Source organism: Daejeonella sp. (assembly GCF_030684675.1).
Taxonomy (GTDB): domain Bacteria; phylum Bacteroidota; class Bacteroidia; order Sphingobacteriales; family Sphingobacteriaceae; genus Daejeonella.
On the sequence record NZ_JAUXXZ010000076.1, the window covers coordinates 1 to 14,592 of the forward strand.

Annotated in this window: 13 protein-coding genes; 6 read left to right on the forward strand and 7 right to left on the reverse strand. The window is 38.4% G+C overall.

All coding sequences use genetic code 11. From position 1 onward, the window contains the following. The 3 genes from Q8M41_RS15645 to Q8M41_RS15655 form a co-directional block, all read left to right on the forward strand. On the forward strand, window positions 1–1,830 hold a 1,830-nt coding region (locus Q8M41_RS15645; RefSeq protein ID WP_305366230.1), incomplete at its 5' end, for a gliding motility-associated C-terminal domain-containing protein. A gap of 108 nt (window positions 1,831–1,938) precedes the next feature. Beyond that, window positions 1,939–2,475: a DUF3347 domain-containing protein gene (locus Q8M41_RS15650; protein ID WP_305366231.1), complete on the forward strand. Its 537-nt coding sequence runs from the start codon at window positions 1,939–1,941 to the stop codon at window positions 2,473–2,475. A gap of 175 nt (window positions 2,476–2,650) precedes the next feature. After that, entirely contained in the window at window positions 2,651–3,937 is a 1,287-nt protein-coding gene (locus Q8M41_RS15655; protein ID WP_305366232.1) for a citrate synthase, read from the forward strand. Between the two features lie 574 nt (window positions 3,938–4,511). Here Q8M41_RS15655 and Q8M41_RS15660 read toward each other — a convergent pair. From Q8M41_RS15660 to Q8M41_RS15675, 4 genes are all read right to left on the reverse strand, one after another. Next, window positions 4,512–5,786 carry a NupC/NupG family nucleoside CNT transporter gene (locus Q8M41_RS15660; RefSeq protein WP_305366233.1) on the reverse strand — a complete coding sequence of 425 codons (1,275 nt, stop codon included), beginning with the start codon at window positions 5,784–5,786 and terminating at the stop codon, window positions 4,512–4,514. Window positions 5,787–5,857: 71 nt separating this feature from the next. Next, window positions 5,858–6,454, reverse strand: a complete 597-nt coding sequence (locus tag Q8M41_RS15665) for a bifunctional nuclease family protein (RefSeq protein WP_305366234.1) — start codon at window positions 6,452–6,454, stop codon at window positions 5,858–5,860. 45 nt (window positions 6,455–6,499) lie between these two features. Beyond that, window positions 6,500–7,477, reverse strand: coding sequence for an electron transfer flavoprotein subunit alpha/FixB family protein (locus Q8M41_RS15670; protein ID WP_305366235.1), 978 nt, complete (start codon window positions 7,475–7,477; stop codon window positions 6,500–6,502). A gap of 47 nt (window positions 7,478–7,524) precedes the next feature. Then, the gene (locus tag Q8M41_RS15675) at window positions 7,525–8,262 is read right to left on the reverse strand and encodes an electron transfer flavoprotein subunit beta/FixA family protein (protein WP_305366338.1); all 738 of its coding nucleotides are present in this window, start codon (window positions 8,260–8,262) and stop codon (window positions 7,525–7,527) included. A gap of 45 nt (window positions 8,263–8,307) precedes the next feature. On the opposite strand from Q8M41_RS15675, the gene Q8M41_RS15680 reads away from it, so the two are divergent. Then, window positions 8,308–8,643, forward strand: coding sequence for a heme biosynthesis protein HemY (locus Q8M41_RS15680; RefSeq protein ID WP_305366236.1), 336 nt, complete (start codon window positions 8,308–8,310; stop codon window positions 8,641–8,643). A 5-nt stretch (window positions 8,644–8,648) separates the two neighbouring features. Continuing rightward, window positions 8,649–9,851, forward strand: coding sequence for a chromate efflux transporter (chrA, locus tag Q8M41_RS15685; RefSeq protein WP_305366237.1), 1,203 nt, complete (start codon window positions 8,649–8,651; stop codon window positions 9,849–9,851). 23 nt (window positions 9,852–9,874) lie between these two features. Here chrA and dnaB read toward each other — a convergent pair whose 3' ends face one another. Continuing rightward, window positions 9,875–11,440 carry a replicative DNA helicase gene (gene dnaB, locus Q8M41_RS15690; RefSeq protein ID WP_305366238.1) on the reverse strand — a complete coding sequence of 522 codons (1,566 nt, stop codon included), beginning with the start codon at window positions 11,438–11,440 and terminating at the stop codon, window positions 9,875–9,877. Between the two features lie 287 nt (window positions 11,441–11,727). Here dnaB and rlmB point away from each other — a divergent pair, with 287 nt between their 5' ends. Continuing rightward, window positions 11,728–12,513, forward strand: a complete 786-nt coding sequence (gene rlmB, locus Q8M41_RS15695) for a 23S rRNA (guanosine(2251)-2'-O)-methyltransferase RlmB (protein WP_305366239.1) — start codon at window positions 11,728–11,730, stop codon at window positions 12,511–12,513. Here rlmB and Q8M41_RS15700 read toward each other — a convergent pair. Both Q8M41_RS15700 and Q8M41_RS15705 read right to left on the reverse strand, forming a co-directional pair. Further along, entirely contained in the window at window positions 12,506–13,588 is a 1,083-nt protein-coding gene (locus Q8M41_RS15700) for a mannose-1-phosphate guanylyltransferase (RefSeq protein WP_305366240.1), read from the reverse strand. The genes rlmB and Q8M41_RS15700 overlap by 8 nt on opposite strands. Before the next feature lie 14 nt (window positions 13,589–13,602). Then, window positions 13,603–14,568, reverse strand: a complete 966-nt coding sequence (locus Q8M41_RS15705; protein WP_305366241.1) for an SIS domain-containing protein — start codon at window positions 14,566–14,568, stop codon at window positions 13,603–13,605. Window positions 14,569–14,592: the final 24 nt, after the last annotated feature.

A 14,592-nucleotide genomic window follows, 5' to 3' on the forward strand; every position in this document is an offset into this window, starting at 1 on the left:
GCGATCAATCTGACGGTTTCCGGTGGAACTGCACCGTATTCATACACCTGGAGTTCTGGTCAGGCAACGGAAGACCTGAGTGCTTTGACAGCAGGTTCTTATACCATTACAGTGACTGATTCGAAAGGATGTACCGTTACAAAAACTATTTTGATTACTCAACCCACTGCTATTCTTTCAATAAGCAGCACTCAAGCCAATATCAATTGCTTCGGTGAGAGTACCGGTGCAATTAACCTGACAGTCTCGGGGGGCACTGCTCCTTATTCATACACCTGGAGTTCAGGTCAAACTGCCAAAGACCTCAATGCTTTAGCAGCAGGTTCTTACACCGTTACCGTCACAGATTCGAAAGGATGTACCGCTACAGAAACGATTCAGATTACTCAACCTGCTGCAATACTTGCAATAAGCAGTACTCAAACCAATATCAATTGCTTCGGTGAGAGCACCGGCGCAATCAATCTGACAGTTTTGGGTGGAACTGCACCATATTCTTACAGCTGGAGTTCAGGGCAGGCGACAGAGGATCTAAGTGGAATAAAATCTGGAAGCTATTTCGTAACAGTGACAGATGCGAAATCCTGTACTAAAAAATTAGAAATTTCGATAAGCCAGCCCGAGCGAATGTCCGTTTCACTAATAGTCAAAAATGCTTCATGTATGAATACTTCCGATGGTAGCATTATTGCAAATATAATAGGAGGGAAGGCACCATACAGTCTGATCTGGAATGAGAATAAAGATTTTAAAAATCCTGAAATAAAGAACGTAAAGACGGGTAAATATACTCTCCTAATTACAGATTCAAATGGATGTTCCCTCAAAACTGAAACTGAGATTTTATATGGAGATTGTTCGCCAATTGCACTGGATGATAGCTTTAAAACGGAGCAGCAGGTCCCTTTTACGGGTGATGTGTCTCCAAATGATTCTGATCCTAATAATGAAAATTTGACCTTCCTTAAATTGTCAGAACCCGGCAATGGAAAGATTGTCTTTAATCAGGATGGAAAATTCAGTTTCCAGCCGGATAGTGGTTTTAATGGACAGACTAGTTTTACTTATCAGATTTGTAATATCAGCGGAAATTGTCAAACAGCTAAGGTGCAAATAACTGTGACTCCTGTTTCTCTTGTAAGTCTTAGCCCTGAAATTTCTTCAGTTAAAGAGGGCGGAAAGGTCAATATTACAGCCAGATTAAGGCAAACATTTACTGAAGATGTGTTCGTTACTCTCGAATACAGTGGAAAAGCAGAAAAGGAAAAAGATTATTTGGTTCTGGATAATTATCAGGGTTTAAAAATACCCAAAGGTTCACTTTCAACAACTGATAAAATTACAATTGCCGTGGTAAATGATGCATTTGAGGAGGGCATTGAGGACATCAAAATAAAGATTAAGACAGTCTCAAATCCTGCAGTTAAAATAGGAAATGGAGCTCTGGTTACGATTAATGATGTATATCCACCTCCACCAATAACTGACGTTCCTGGTGTAGAACTTGTTAATCAGGATATAGAGATTGATCCGCTTCTGTCACCAAACGGCGACGGTCTTGGAAATGAATATTTCACTATCAATAATATTGAAGAGTATCCTGATAATGAGGTCATTATATTCAACAGATGGGGTAATGAATTATTCAATATTAAGTCATACAATAGCAGTGACAGGACATTTAAAGGTTATGCGAATAAAGGCCTGCTTGTCAATTCTGAGGCGCCCCTTACTGATGGAGTCTATTTCTATATCGTTAATACATTCATAACAAATGATGGTGTTAGAACCAAAAATATGAACAGAGGTTATCTTATACTTAAAAGGTAAATAATTCATAGTTCTCTAATCAGAACAGACCTTCTTTTGCTTTGATAGCCCCGGTTCTTATCTTCTTTCAATAAAATTTCGATATTTGAGCTATAAAACCCAATTATCATGTATAATATAAAACTTAGTATTTCAATTTTTGCATTGGCGGCTTTGCTTGTAGCCTGCAACCAGACTCAGGAAAGCAAAGAGACTCCTGCAAGTGATTCGCTTGTAACGGTACCTGTAGTTGCAGTTGAATTAAGAGACACATCAATCAACCAGGCTTATAAATGTTATGTAGATCTTAAGGATGTACTTGTTACATCAAACGCATCTGAAGCCCGGATAGCTGCTGCAGAGCTTGGAGCCGCTTTGCGTAAGGTTAAAGGATCTGAAAATACCGCAGTTTTAGCCGATAAAATTGCCGCCAGTACTGATCTCTCAGAGCAGCGTACCAGTTTCACTGCTTTAAGTAATGATGTGATTACTTTGTTTAAACAATCTGAGATATCTTCCGGTAGTATTTATATTCAATATTGTCCGATGGCCAACGAAGGAGAAGGTGGATACTGGCTTTCTTCACAGGAGGAAATAATGAACCCTTATTATGGTGATGAGATGCTTCATTGTGGTGAGGTGAAAGAAACTATAGCAAAGAAATAATTCGCATCTGTTTTAAGCTTTAATTTTTTTAGTTATAATTCAATAAATACCAGCCAATCTTTCACTATTTGTATACTTTTTTGATTTTTTAACAAAAATATTGCAAAAGCTTTTACCAAAATTAGGTCAAAAGCGCACATAATTATTAGTTTTGTGAATCAACTATTAGAATTTTATGTCAGAATCAGCATCCCTAAAAATAGGAGAACAAACTTACGAACTGCCAATCATTACTGGTACTGAAGGTGAAAAGGCCATTGATATTTCTAAACTTCGGGACGCAAGCGGATATATAACTCTTGATTCTGGATATAAAAATACAGGCGCAACAAAAAGTGCCATTACATTTTTGGATGGGGAAGATGGGATATTAAAATACAGAGGCTATGGTATTGAAGAATTAGCAGAGAAATCTACTTTTATCGAAGTTGCCTATCTGTTGATTTATGGCGAATTACCAAATCAAACACAACTTGACGCCTTTCAGTCGAGTATTTCAAGACATACTCTGGTTCATGAGGATATGAAGAAATTTTTTGATGGATTTCCTTCAAAATCTCATCCCATGGGTCAGCTTTCTTCCCTAATCTGCTCCCTATCTTCTTTTTATCCGGAATCATTAAATGCAAAGCAAACGCCTGAAGAGCAAAATCTGACGATTATCAAGTTATTTGCAAAAATGACTACTGTGGTTTCCTGGATTTATAAAAAATCACTCGGACATCCGATCATATACCCACAGAATAATCTGGATTACGTAAGTAATTTTTTGAACATGACCTTTGGTCAGCGTACAGAAGAGATCCAAATTGATCCTGTAGTGGTGAAGGCAATGAATGTTTTATTCATTCTCCATGCTGATCATGAGCAAAACTGTTCAACTTCAACTGTTCGTATGGTTGGTTCATCAGACTGTAATTTATACGCTTCAATTTCAGCAGGTATTTCAGCACTTTGGGGTCCACTTCATGGTGGTGCCAACCAGGCAGTAATTGAGATGCTTGAGGAGATTAAAAATGATGGTGGTGATACTGATAAATGGATCAATAAAGCAAAAGATAAGAACGATGGCTTCCGGCTTATGGGATTTGGCCATCGCGTTTACAAAAATTTTGACCCACGGGCTAAAATTATTAAGAAAGCATGTGATGAAATTCTTGATAAACTGGGTATTGATGATCCGGTTCTGGATATTGCTAAGAAACTTGAAACTGCAGCTTTGAACGATCCTTATTTTGTTGATCGTAAACTTTATCCCAATGTAGATTTCTATTCTGGTATTATCTATCGGGCATTAGGCTTTCCAACGGATATGTTCACTGTACTTTTTGCTTTAGGCCGTTTACCGGGATGGATTGCTCAATGGAAGGAAATGCGTGAAAATAAAGAACCAATTGGCAGACCAAGACAGATATTTATAGGTGAGACAGTGCGTACGTATGTAGATTTAAAGAATCGTTAATTCGCTGCTAAAATTATAGAAAAACTCCTTGGGCTAAAATCCATAGGAGTTTTTTTTGACAAATAGAAGAGCTCAAATTTATTGAGAACAACTTGAAAACTATTTATTTATCCTGAGTTCAATATAAAATCTTGCGAGACTAATTAGATTGAAGATTTTCTTTTGTTTTAGAAAGTAAGGTATGTGATTCTTCAGTCGCGACAGTCTTGTGTTCTGCTTTATTTTTGTAGCAGTTCAGTATATATCATGAAATTTCGTGTTTCAAAAAAGCTACATCAGCCAGCCGGGTTTATTTCAAATGGCAGATGGTCCTATTGCCGGGCTTTCCCTTCCGATGAAAAACAGCCCCGGATAAAATAAACCTTGCCGGAGGAGGTATCTTCCGGCTATTCGTAATTTGAAATAGAACGCAATTTCTTGCCGGAAATACTCCGAAGGAAAGGGCTGAACCAGCCTATGACACACAGGTATTGATTTTCAAAATCAAATCATTGAGGTTCAAGAGCCTTATCTGACCAATTATAACCGTATTTTTTGCTCTTCCTTATATCGTCGAACTCAGGTTAATTTAATCCTACATCAAAATTCCTGCGATAGTTGCAGAAAGATAGGAGGCAAGAGTACCGCAGATCAGCGCCCTCATTCCAAGCTTGGCAAGGTCGGTTCTTCTCTCAGGGGATAACTCACCAATTCCACCAACCTGAATAGCAATTGAACTGAAATTTGCAAACCCACACAAAGCAAAACTGGTAATCAGTATAGTTTTCGGATCCAGGGTTTCTTTGATCTTTGCAAGGTCGAGATAAGCAACAAATTCATTGATTACCATTTTAGTACCCATTAAGGACCCTGCTATTTGAATGTCCTTGCCCGGAACGCCCATTGCGTATGCAAATATTGAGAAAAGCGATCCCAGAATTTGGTTTAGACTGAGTGTCTGTAAATTGATCCCAATGAAAGAAAGGGTTAATCCCAGACTGTGAAGTCCAAATCCAATTTTTCCAAGTACAAAATCAACCAGTGCGATGATAGCTATAAACCCGATTAGCATGGCCACAACATTTAAACCTACTTTTAATCCATCACTTGCACCATGGGAGATCGCATCGACCAGATTCGCATTTGTTTTCTTAATTTCTAAAGAAACCCTTCCTTTAGTTTCTGAGATTTCTGTTTCAGGCCATACGATCTTGGAAATGACTAATGCGGCAGGGGCGGCCATTAAACTTGCTGCTATGAGATATTCTGCCGGCACACCCAGAGCAATATAAACTGCCATGACACCACCGGCGATACAAGCCATGCTACCAGTCATAGAGGCTAATAATTCTGACATGGTCATGCCCTTTAAATAAGGTTTGATCATAATCTGTGCCTCAACTTGCCCAACAAATGCACTGGCCACATTAGAAAGCGCTTCAGAACCCGAAACTCCCATTAATTTATAAACGATATAGGCTATGAACTTTACAATGCGCTGCATGATTCCAAGATAATAGGCAACACTAACTAATACTGCAACAAAAATGATGGTTGGGATTATGTTGAAGAAGAAGATAAATTCGTTACCATTACCAAATGCCTTACTCATATTGGCCGTATTCACCAATGGGCCGAATACGAATGCTGCTCCAGCCTGTGAAAAGTTCAGAATTTTTGTAACTGCATCACCAAGCCAGGCGAAAATACTTTTGCCTATAGGGATTTTAAGTATGAACACTGCAAGAGAGATTTGTATCGCTAAACCGGAAAATACCAATTTGTAATTGATTGCCTTTCTATTATTGGACATAAGAAAGGCAATTGCAAAAATCAATACAACGCCAATCAGTCCGGTAAATCTCTCCATAAGAATATTAGATTCTGATTAAAACGTGAAATTTAGAAATAAGAATTAGAATTAATACTTTTTAAAGAAAATTATGAAGATTTTCTTCTCGAAAGTTCATCACGTAGTTTTGCAGCTTTTTCATAGGCTTCATCAGCCAGGGCATCTTTAAGTTTTGCTTTTAGCTCATCTTCTGTAAGGGAGCTGAAATTGATTGTCGTAGAAACTGCCTTTTCTTCAGCGGGAGCTTCGATATTCTCCAGAAATACAAATTCATTACCCTCAATTACTATTCCCGCTGTAGCTAAGATAAATTCATAGGTATAAATCGGACAATCAAAACGTACCGCCAAAGCAATGGCATCAGAAGTTCTGGCATCAATCTCGGAAGTTTTTTTACCGTCAGAACAAATCAGTTTGGCAAAAAATATTCCGTCAACCAGATTATAAATTATAATCTCCTGTATGTTAATGTTGTATGAACCTGCGAGCGATTTGAATAGATCGTGGGTTAGTGGACGGCTTGGCGTCATCTTCTCAATCTCAATTGCAATAGCCTGGGCTTCAAAAGCCCCAATAATAATAGGAAGTCTTCTTCGCCCATTTATTTCCCCCAATACGAGTGCATAAGCCCCCGATTGAGTTTGGCTGTAAGAAAGGCCTACAATATCTAATTTTATCTTCTTCATTAAATTAGCTAAAAATCAATGGAGCTCAAATAAGCGCGCCGGAGATTAGGAATTTGATTTATAAGCCTTTATCGCCTCAATTAATTTAGGAATCACTTCAAATGCATCTCCCACAATTCCGTAATCTGCAACCTTAAAAAAGGGAGCTTCAGGATCTTTGTTGATTACTACAATAGTTTTAGATGAACTAACTCCTGCAAGATGCTGTATTGCGCCGGAAATACCAATGGCAATGTAGAGGTTAGGACTTACTGCGATTCCGGTCTGGCCAACATGTTCTTCATGAGGGCGCCATCCCGCATCAGAAACAGGTTTAGAACAGGCCGTTGCTGCTCCCAGTACAGATGCCAACTCCTCAATCATACCCCAGTTTTCAGGTCCTTTCATTCCGCGACCTGCCGAAACAACAAGTTCAGCATCTGGAAGTGCAATTTTATCACTTGCTCTTACAATCTCGGTAATCATCGTGCGAAAGTCAGATTCTTTAAATTCAGGTGTAAAATCTTCTACTTTACCGGTTGATCCACTTTCTTTAAGTTGATATGAATTTGGATTTAGTGTGATAACCTTAATAGGAGAAACCAGTTCAACAATGGCGAATGCCTTTCCTGAAAATGCTGTTTTCTTTATCAAAAACTTATCATTGTCCATTTCAGGTAATTCAACAGCTGAATCGGCAAGTCCGGCCTTAAGTTTTACAGCTACACGAGGGGCAAGGCCCTTAGCACTGAATGTATTTGAGAAAACAACAAGTGTAGAACCTTCTTTTTGGGCGGCTTCAGCAATGATTGATGCATACGCCTGATTGACAAAGGACTTTAATTTATCATTTGATACATTGAGCACTTTTGTAGCACCGTATTTTCCAAGACTGCTCAGGTCAGCCTGATTTACATTGCCTATTGAAATAGCGATCAATTCTGTTTTTAACTGTTCTGCAATAGCAGCGGCGTAGGAAACCACTTCAAAGATAGATTTCTTGAATTTCCCCTCTGCATTCTCTACATATACTAAAACTGACATATTCTCTTCTTTATAGCCTTAACGGGCTTAATGAATTTATTATAGCTTTAAATAACTTTGGATTTGGTATGTAAAAGGTCAACCAGTTTCTCTGTTTCATCTACCCCAAGCATCGTTACTGAGCCACGGGGAGCTGGTATTGAATAGGATTTGAAATCTAGCAGCTTTTCGACCGACGAAGCTTCAATAATTTCCAATGGTTTAGTTCTTGCCGACATAATTCCACGCATATTTGGAATCTTAGGCTCAGCCACACCCTCAGCACAACTTGCAACAAAAGGGAATGAGACTTTCAGCATTTCCTTACCACCCTCAATTTCACGAACAAGACTGGCTTGATTACCATCAATATCTAATTTTTTGATAATCGAAATCGATGGGATATCCATAAACTCGCCAATCATTGAAGCAAGTTGAGATCCGTTATAATCAATTGATTCTCTGCCGGTAAGGATCATTTCAAAGCCTTTGTCTTTTGCATAATCAGCAATCTGAGCTGCTACAAAATAAGCGTCCCTTGGAGCTGAATTGACACGTACAGCGTCATCAGCACCAATTGCAAGAGCTTTTCTTATGGTTGGTTCAGAACTAATTTCACCAACATGTATGATGGTCACCGTGCCTTTTCCACCTTCAGTTAACTCGATAGCACGGGCTAGCGCAATTTCATCGTAAGGATTCAAAATATATTGAACACCTGCAGTATTGAATTGGGTATTATCGCCGCTAAAAGTTACTTTTGTTGTAGTATCTGGAACATTACTGACACAAACTAATACTTTCATATAGATTTCTGTTTTTGCAAATCTACTCAAAAAAGCCAAATTAAAATGCATCATATCCGTTTACAAAAGCTTTTGGATTTTCTTAAAAATGAACCTGAAGATCCTTTTTTAAAATATGCACTTGCTACAGAGTATTTTAATGTCAATGACCATGAAAAAGCTTTGTTTTATTTTGAAGATCTGATCACTAATCATCCTGATTATGTTGGAACTTATTATCATTTGGGTAAATTATATGAAATAATTGACAGAAAGCCTGAAGCAATAGATATTTACAGAAAGGGGATGGAGGTTGCCAGGAAAAAAGGGGACATGCATGCATTTTCAGAGTTACAGACGGTATTTAACTCTGCAAATGGTTTAGATTACGAAGACGACTAAATTTTATGCTCAGAAAACGTCAGCTTATTTTTCTTACTGATGTAATATGGTTTACACTGACAGCATTTGGCGGAGCGCAGGCTCATATCGGCATGATGCTCAAAAATTTTGTCAAAAAGCGTCAGTATATTTCTGAAAATGAGTTGTTAGAATTAAATGCTCTGACTCAAATCCTTCCGGGACCTTCTTCGACACAAACACTGATTGGAATTGCTTATAAGGTTGGCGGACTTCCAATCGCAATCAGCGCTTTCATTATCTGGATATTACCTTCAACGGTATTGATGTGCCTTGCGGTGTTAAGTTATACCTTACTTGGGCAAAAGGAAAAATTTACTCAGGTACTTCATTACGTTCAGCCGGTAGCTGTTGGTATTGTAGCCTATGCAGCTTATTCTTTCGGAGAGAAGGTTTTGAAATCAAAAACATCATTCTGGCTAGCTGCAGGTTCATTATTCGCCACATTGCTATTGCGAAATGCGTATGCATTTCCAATCCTGATTTTGATTGGGGGTATCGTCTCATCCAGCATCAACAAAGAAGTTGAAGAGAATAATCTGAGAGTCAGACTGTTCTCGAACATAAATCCTAAAAAGATTGCTTATTTCATAGGTGTTTTGCTTTTGTTTGCCGGATTGGGAGCGCTCATTAACCGTACTTCACCTTTCAGTTTGCCGATTCGATTGTTTGAGAATTTTTACCGTAACGGGATTATGATTTTTGGAGGAGGACAGGTTCTGGTACCATTTATGTATACCGAATTCGTGGAGATGAAAAGTTACCTTAGCTCCGACCAATTTCTTTCAGGATATGCTTTTCAGCAAGCTTTGCCAGGGCCAACTTTTTCATTTACTTCCTTTGTAGGCGGCATGACCATGAAAAATTCAGGCGCGAGTATTTATGGTCAGATTATGGGTAGTATAATTGCGGTCCTTGGAATAAACCTTCCGGGTTTGATACTCATCTTATTTATCGTCCCTTTCTGGAATGATCTGAAGAAAATAACCAGAATCAAGAATTCCTTATCGGGTATAAATGCAGTTTCTGTTGGATTTATGGGTGCGGCATTTCTGCTATTGATACATCCTGTCGGAATAAATTACCTCTCAGTAGGTCTGATTGTAAGCACTTTCCTTTTACTGGCCTTCACCAAAATCAGAACCCCACTGATCATTCTGGCAGCAGTGTTATTGGGTTTGTTTCTTTAAGAAAACTCCTATTAGGCCCTTATTTAAAAAGGTTGTTCATCATCCATATCATCCATTCTGGAAGGACGGATAATAAAGTTATTCGGTTTCTCAAAATCCTGAGAAGGACTGATACCGGCAAATGGATTAGGATTACTTGCAGAAGCATTACTGAAGTCCTCTTCCAAATCAACGAATTTCACATATTTACCAACAAATCGCAATGGAACCGTGCCTGTTTCACCATTTCTATGTTTTGCCACGATCACTTCACCTATACCAATGGTTGAACGCCCCTGTTCATCTTCGGTTAGCCCGTAATATTCCGGACGGTAAAGGAAGAGAACCATATCCGCATCCTGTTCAATAGATCCCGATTCACGAAGATCTGATAGCATAGGCTTTTTAGCTGCTCCTGGCCGGGTTTCTACTGCCCTGCTCAACTGTGACAAAGCGATAACAGGTACGTTTAGTTCTTTTGCCACTGATTTTAAAGCTCTCGAAATACTACCAATCTCCTGCTCACGGTTGCCGCCTTTACCATCATTTTTACCATGCATCAACTGCAGGTAGTCAATGATGATCATTTGGATATCGTACTGTGCTTTTAATCGTCTGCATTTGGCCCTGAACTCAAAAATGTTCAATGCTGGTGTATCGTCAATAAATAATGGAGCTTCGGTTAGAGTTCCGATTTTGGAATGAAGTTTCTGCCATTCCCATTCTGCCAAATGACCTTTTCTAATTTTTTCCTGTTCAATTTCCGTTTCTCCTGAAATCAGACGATTTACTAATTGAACTGAAGACATTTCCAGTGAGAAAAAGACCACAGGTTTATTGAATTGCACGGCAGCATTACGGGCACAACTTAATACAAAGGCGGTTTTACCCATTGCAGGCCTCGCCGCAATAATTACCAGATCAGAAGGTTGCCAGCCTGAGGTAATGCGATCAAGAGCAGTGAAGCCTGATGGCACACCTGTTAAACCGTCTACTTTATCTTTGATTTTTTCCAGATTTTCGAGTGATTCTCTGATGATGTCATCCATCTTTCTTGAATCTCTCCTTAAATTGTTCTGGGCAATATCAAACAGGTTCTTTTCAGCATGATCCAGAAGATCAAAAATATCTGTAGTATCCTCATAGGCATTACTTATGATTTCAGTCGAAATCCTGATCAACTCACGCTGAATAAATTTTTGTGAGATGATTCTTGCATGATATTCGATGTTTGCCGCTGATGCAACACGATTGGTGAGTTCAGTAATATAGTATGCTCCACCAATCATTTCAAGGTCGCCCTGCTGACGCAATTGAGCTGTAACAGTTAATATATCAACTGGGGATGATTTTTGGAAAAGTGTCTGTATAGCCTCAAAAATTTTTTGATGACTATCCTTGTAAAAAACATCGGGTTTTAATATATCAATAACAGCAGACAGCGCATCTTTTTCAAGCATCAGGGCACCTAAAACGGCCTCTTCCAAATCCAGTGCCTGAGGAGGTAATTTTCCCAATCCGCTTGCGATCGTACTCAATCTGTTACGACGCTCAGATGAAAATGTATTTTTGTTACTTTTATTAAATTCCTGGTCTTTTTCTAAACTCATAACAACAAAAGTATACAAAAAATGAAGCGGAAATTTTTTAGTTTTTCACACTGATTTTTTTTAGCAATGGACACTATTTGCTTTAAGCTGTCCAAATCACTTTTTTATTAACATAAAATGTTTAAAAATTATTGATTTTTTGATAAATCAGCTTTCAAATCCATAAATGATAATTGTTAATAACTTTTTGGGATGTGGATAAACTTCGATTTAATTCAAAAAAAATATGTCATTTATATGAAAATGGAAATAATATCTAACTTCGTTGCTTACTATAATCTATAGAAATGAACACTAACTCTTTTAAAAGAAGAAGGGATAATGAAAGCCATGAGTCTAACCAAATGGTATTCGGAATCCGGGCGATTATTGAGGCAATAAAGAGTGGAAAGGAAATTGAGAATCTCTATCTGCAGCGTGGGCTTACCGGGGGTATAATATTGGAACTTCGTTCCTTGATAAATGAGCAGGAGATCGGATTTCAGTTGGTACCTGTAGAAAAGCTAAACCGTTTAACACCCAAGAACCATCAGGGGGCAGTTGCATTCATTTCTCCTATCAGCTATGATAAGATTGAAAATATAGTTCCAGCTATTTATGAGAAGGGAGAAGTGCCATTAATATTAATACTGGATGGTATTACCGATGTAAGGAATTTTGGTGCTATTGCCCGGACTGCAGAATGTGCAGGAGTACATGCCCTGATTGTTCCGGCAAAAGGATCAGCACAAATTAATCCTGATGCAATAAAAACATCCGCAGGGGCCTTATACAAGATCCCGGTATGCCGTCATGATAGTTTGTTTAAAATAGCTAAATTTTTGCAGGAATCTGGTTTACAGCTTGTTGCATGTACCGAAAAAACAAATGATTATCTTTATCAGCCGGACTATACTGTTCCTACTGCAATCATAATGGGCTCGGAAGAAAATGGTATTTCTATTGATCTTATCAGGATAGCTGATCATCTCGCAAAAATACCAATGTATGGAGAGATTGAGTCACTAAACGTTTCGGTTTCTGCAGGTATTTTGCTTTATGAAGCTGTCAGACAAAAGTTTGCTCTTAAATAAACTCCGGTCCAAATCGCTGTTTTACATCACCTACAATTTGTTTAATTTCCTGTTCCTCGCTTCTAGGGCAGATGAGTAATGTGTTGTTATCCTCAACCACAATAAAGTCGTGCAGACCTTGCATGATCACCAGTTTTCCTTTTGGGACATTAACCATACAATTGGATGAATCATACATGATAACCATTTCGGAAGGAATTACAGCATTACCCACATAATCCTTTTCGGATAAATCATAAACAGAGGCCCAGGTTCCAAGATCTGACCAGCCAAATTCTGAAGGGAGTACGTAGACATTTTCAGCTTTTTCCATGATTCCATAATCAATAGAAAGGTTGGTGCACTGGGAAAATGCAGAATGAACAAACTCTTGCTCCTCAGGGGTATTGTATATTGCTTCACCTTCCCTGAATATATCATTCATCTCGGGCAGATATTTTTTAAAAGCATTGAGGATACTTTTCACCGACCAGACAAATATTCCGGCATTCCATAAAAAATCGCCGCTTTGAACGAAGGTTTTGGCTAATTCTTTATTTGGTTTTTCAGTAAACGTTTTAACCATAAAGAAATCATCTCCAATTTTTTTTGTATTGAATTGTATATAACCATACCCAGTATCAGGTCGGGAAGGCTTAATACCCAATGAGATGAGGCAATCGTGGTTTGAAGCAGTTTCAAGAGATTTTTTTATGCAACGGGTAAATTCTTCTGAATCCATGATAAGATGGTCGGAAGGCGCAACGACAATCGAGGCATCAGGGTTAAGTTTAAGAATCTTATGACTTCCATATGCGATGCAGGGAGCGGTATTTCGCATTACTGGTTCTGCAAGTATCTGAGAATCGTCAAGATCAGGTAACTGCTCTTTTACTAGTTTAATATAGGATTCATTGGTCAGAATAAAGATATTTTCTTTGGGTACGATCTTTAAAAATCGATCATAGGTTTGCTGAATTAGTGTTTTTCCTGTACCTAGTATATCGATAAATTGTTTTGGATGGGCAGTCCGACTTATTGGCCAAAATCTGCTGCCAATTCCTCCTGCCATTATCAGGGCATAATAATTTTTCATATAGATTTATGCTTTTAAATGATTCCTTCTTTCAAAAGGTCATGAAGATGGATAAAGCCTTCAAATTTTGTGCCTGTTCCTACAAGTATCTGAGTAATATTATTTTCACGGAGTATTTCAAGTGCGTTAACAGCAAGTTCGTTCTTATCTATGTACTTTGGTGAGCTTGTCATAATGTCTGCTGCACAAAGTCCCTCAATGGTACTATTTTTATTTAACATCCGGCGTATATCACCATCTGTTATAATGCCTTTTAAAATTCCATGATCAACAACGGCAACTGCACCTAAACGGTTCTTTGTGATTTCGATGATTACCTCTTTAACGCTGGCATTCGAAGGTACTAGCGGTTTTTCGTTTTGTGCAGCCAGATCAGCTACTTTCAGATAGAGTCGTTTCCCTAATGAACCTCCCGGATGATATTTTGCGAAATCAGCACTACTGAATTCACGACATTCAAGCAAACTAACTGCCAAGGCGTCACCCATAGCCAATTGGGCAGTCGTACTGCTTGTTGGAGCCAGATTATGCGGGCAAGCTTCATGTTCAACCGAGGTATCCAGTATCCAGTCCGATTGTCGGGCCAGAAAAGAGTCTTTATCGCCTACCATTCCAACCAGTTTATTACCTCCCTGTTTCAATAATGGGATCAGAACTTTAATTTCAGGGGTATTTCCGCTTTTTGAGATGCAAATCACGAGATCGTCTTTTTGAATCATTCCCAAATCACCATGAATGGCATCTGCTGCATGCATGAAAATAGAGGGAGTTCCGGTAGAATTGAAAGTCGCAACAATTTTTTGAGCTATTATCGCACTTTTTCCTATGCCAGTTACTATGACTCTGGCATTTAGGTACAGAATTTGATGTACTAATTCTGAAAAATTATCATTTAATTGATTTGCAAGTCGTTTTACACTTTCTGCTTCAATTTGAAGCGTTTTTCTTGCGATTTCTAATATTTCAGCATTGCTTTTCAATGAGATTTTTTTTTAATAAATAGA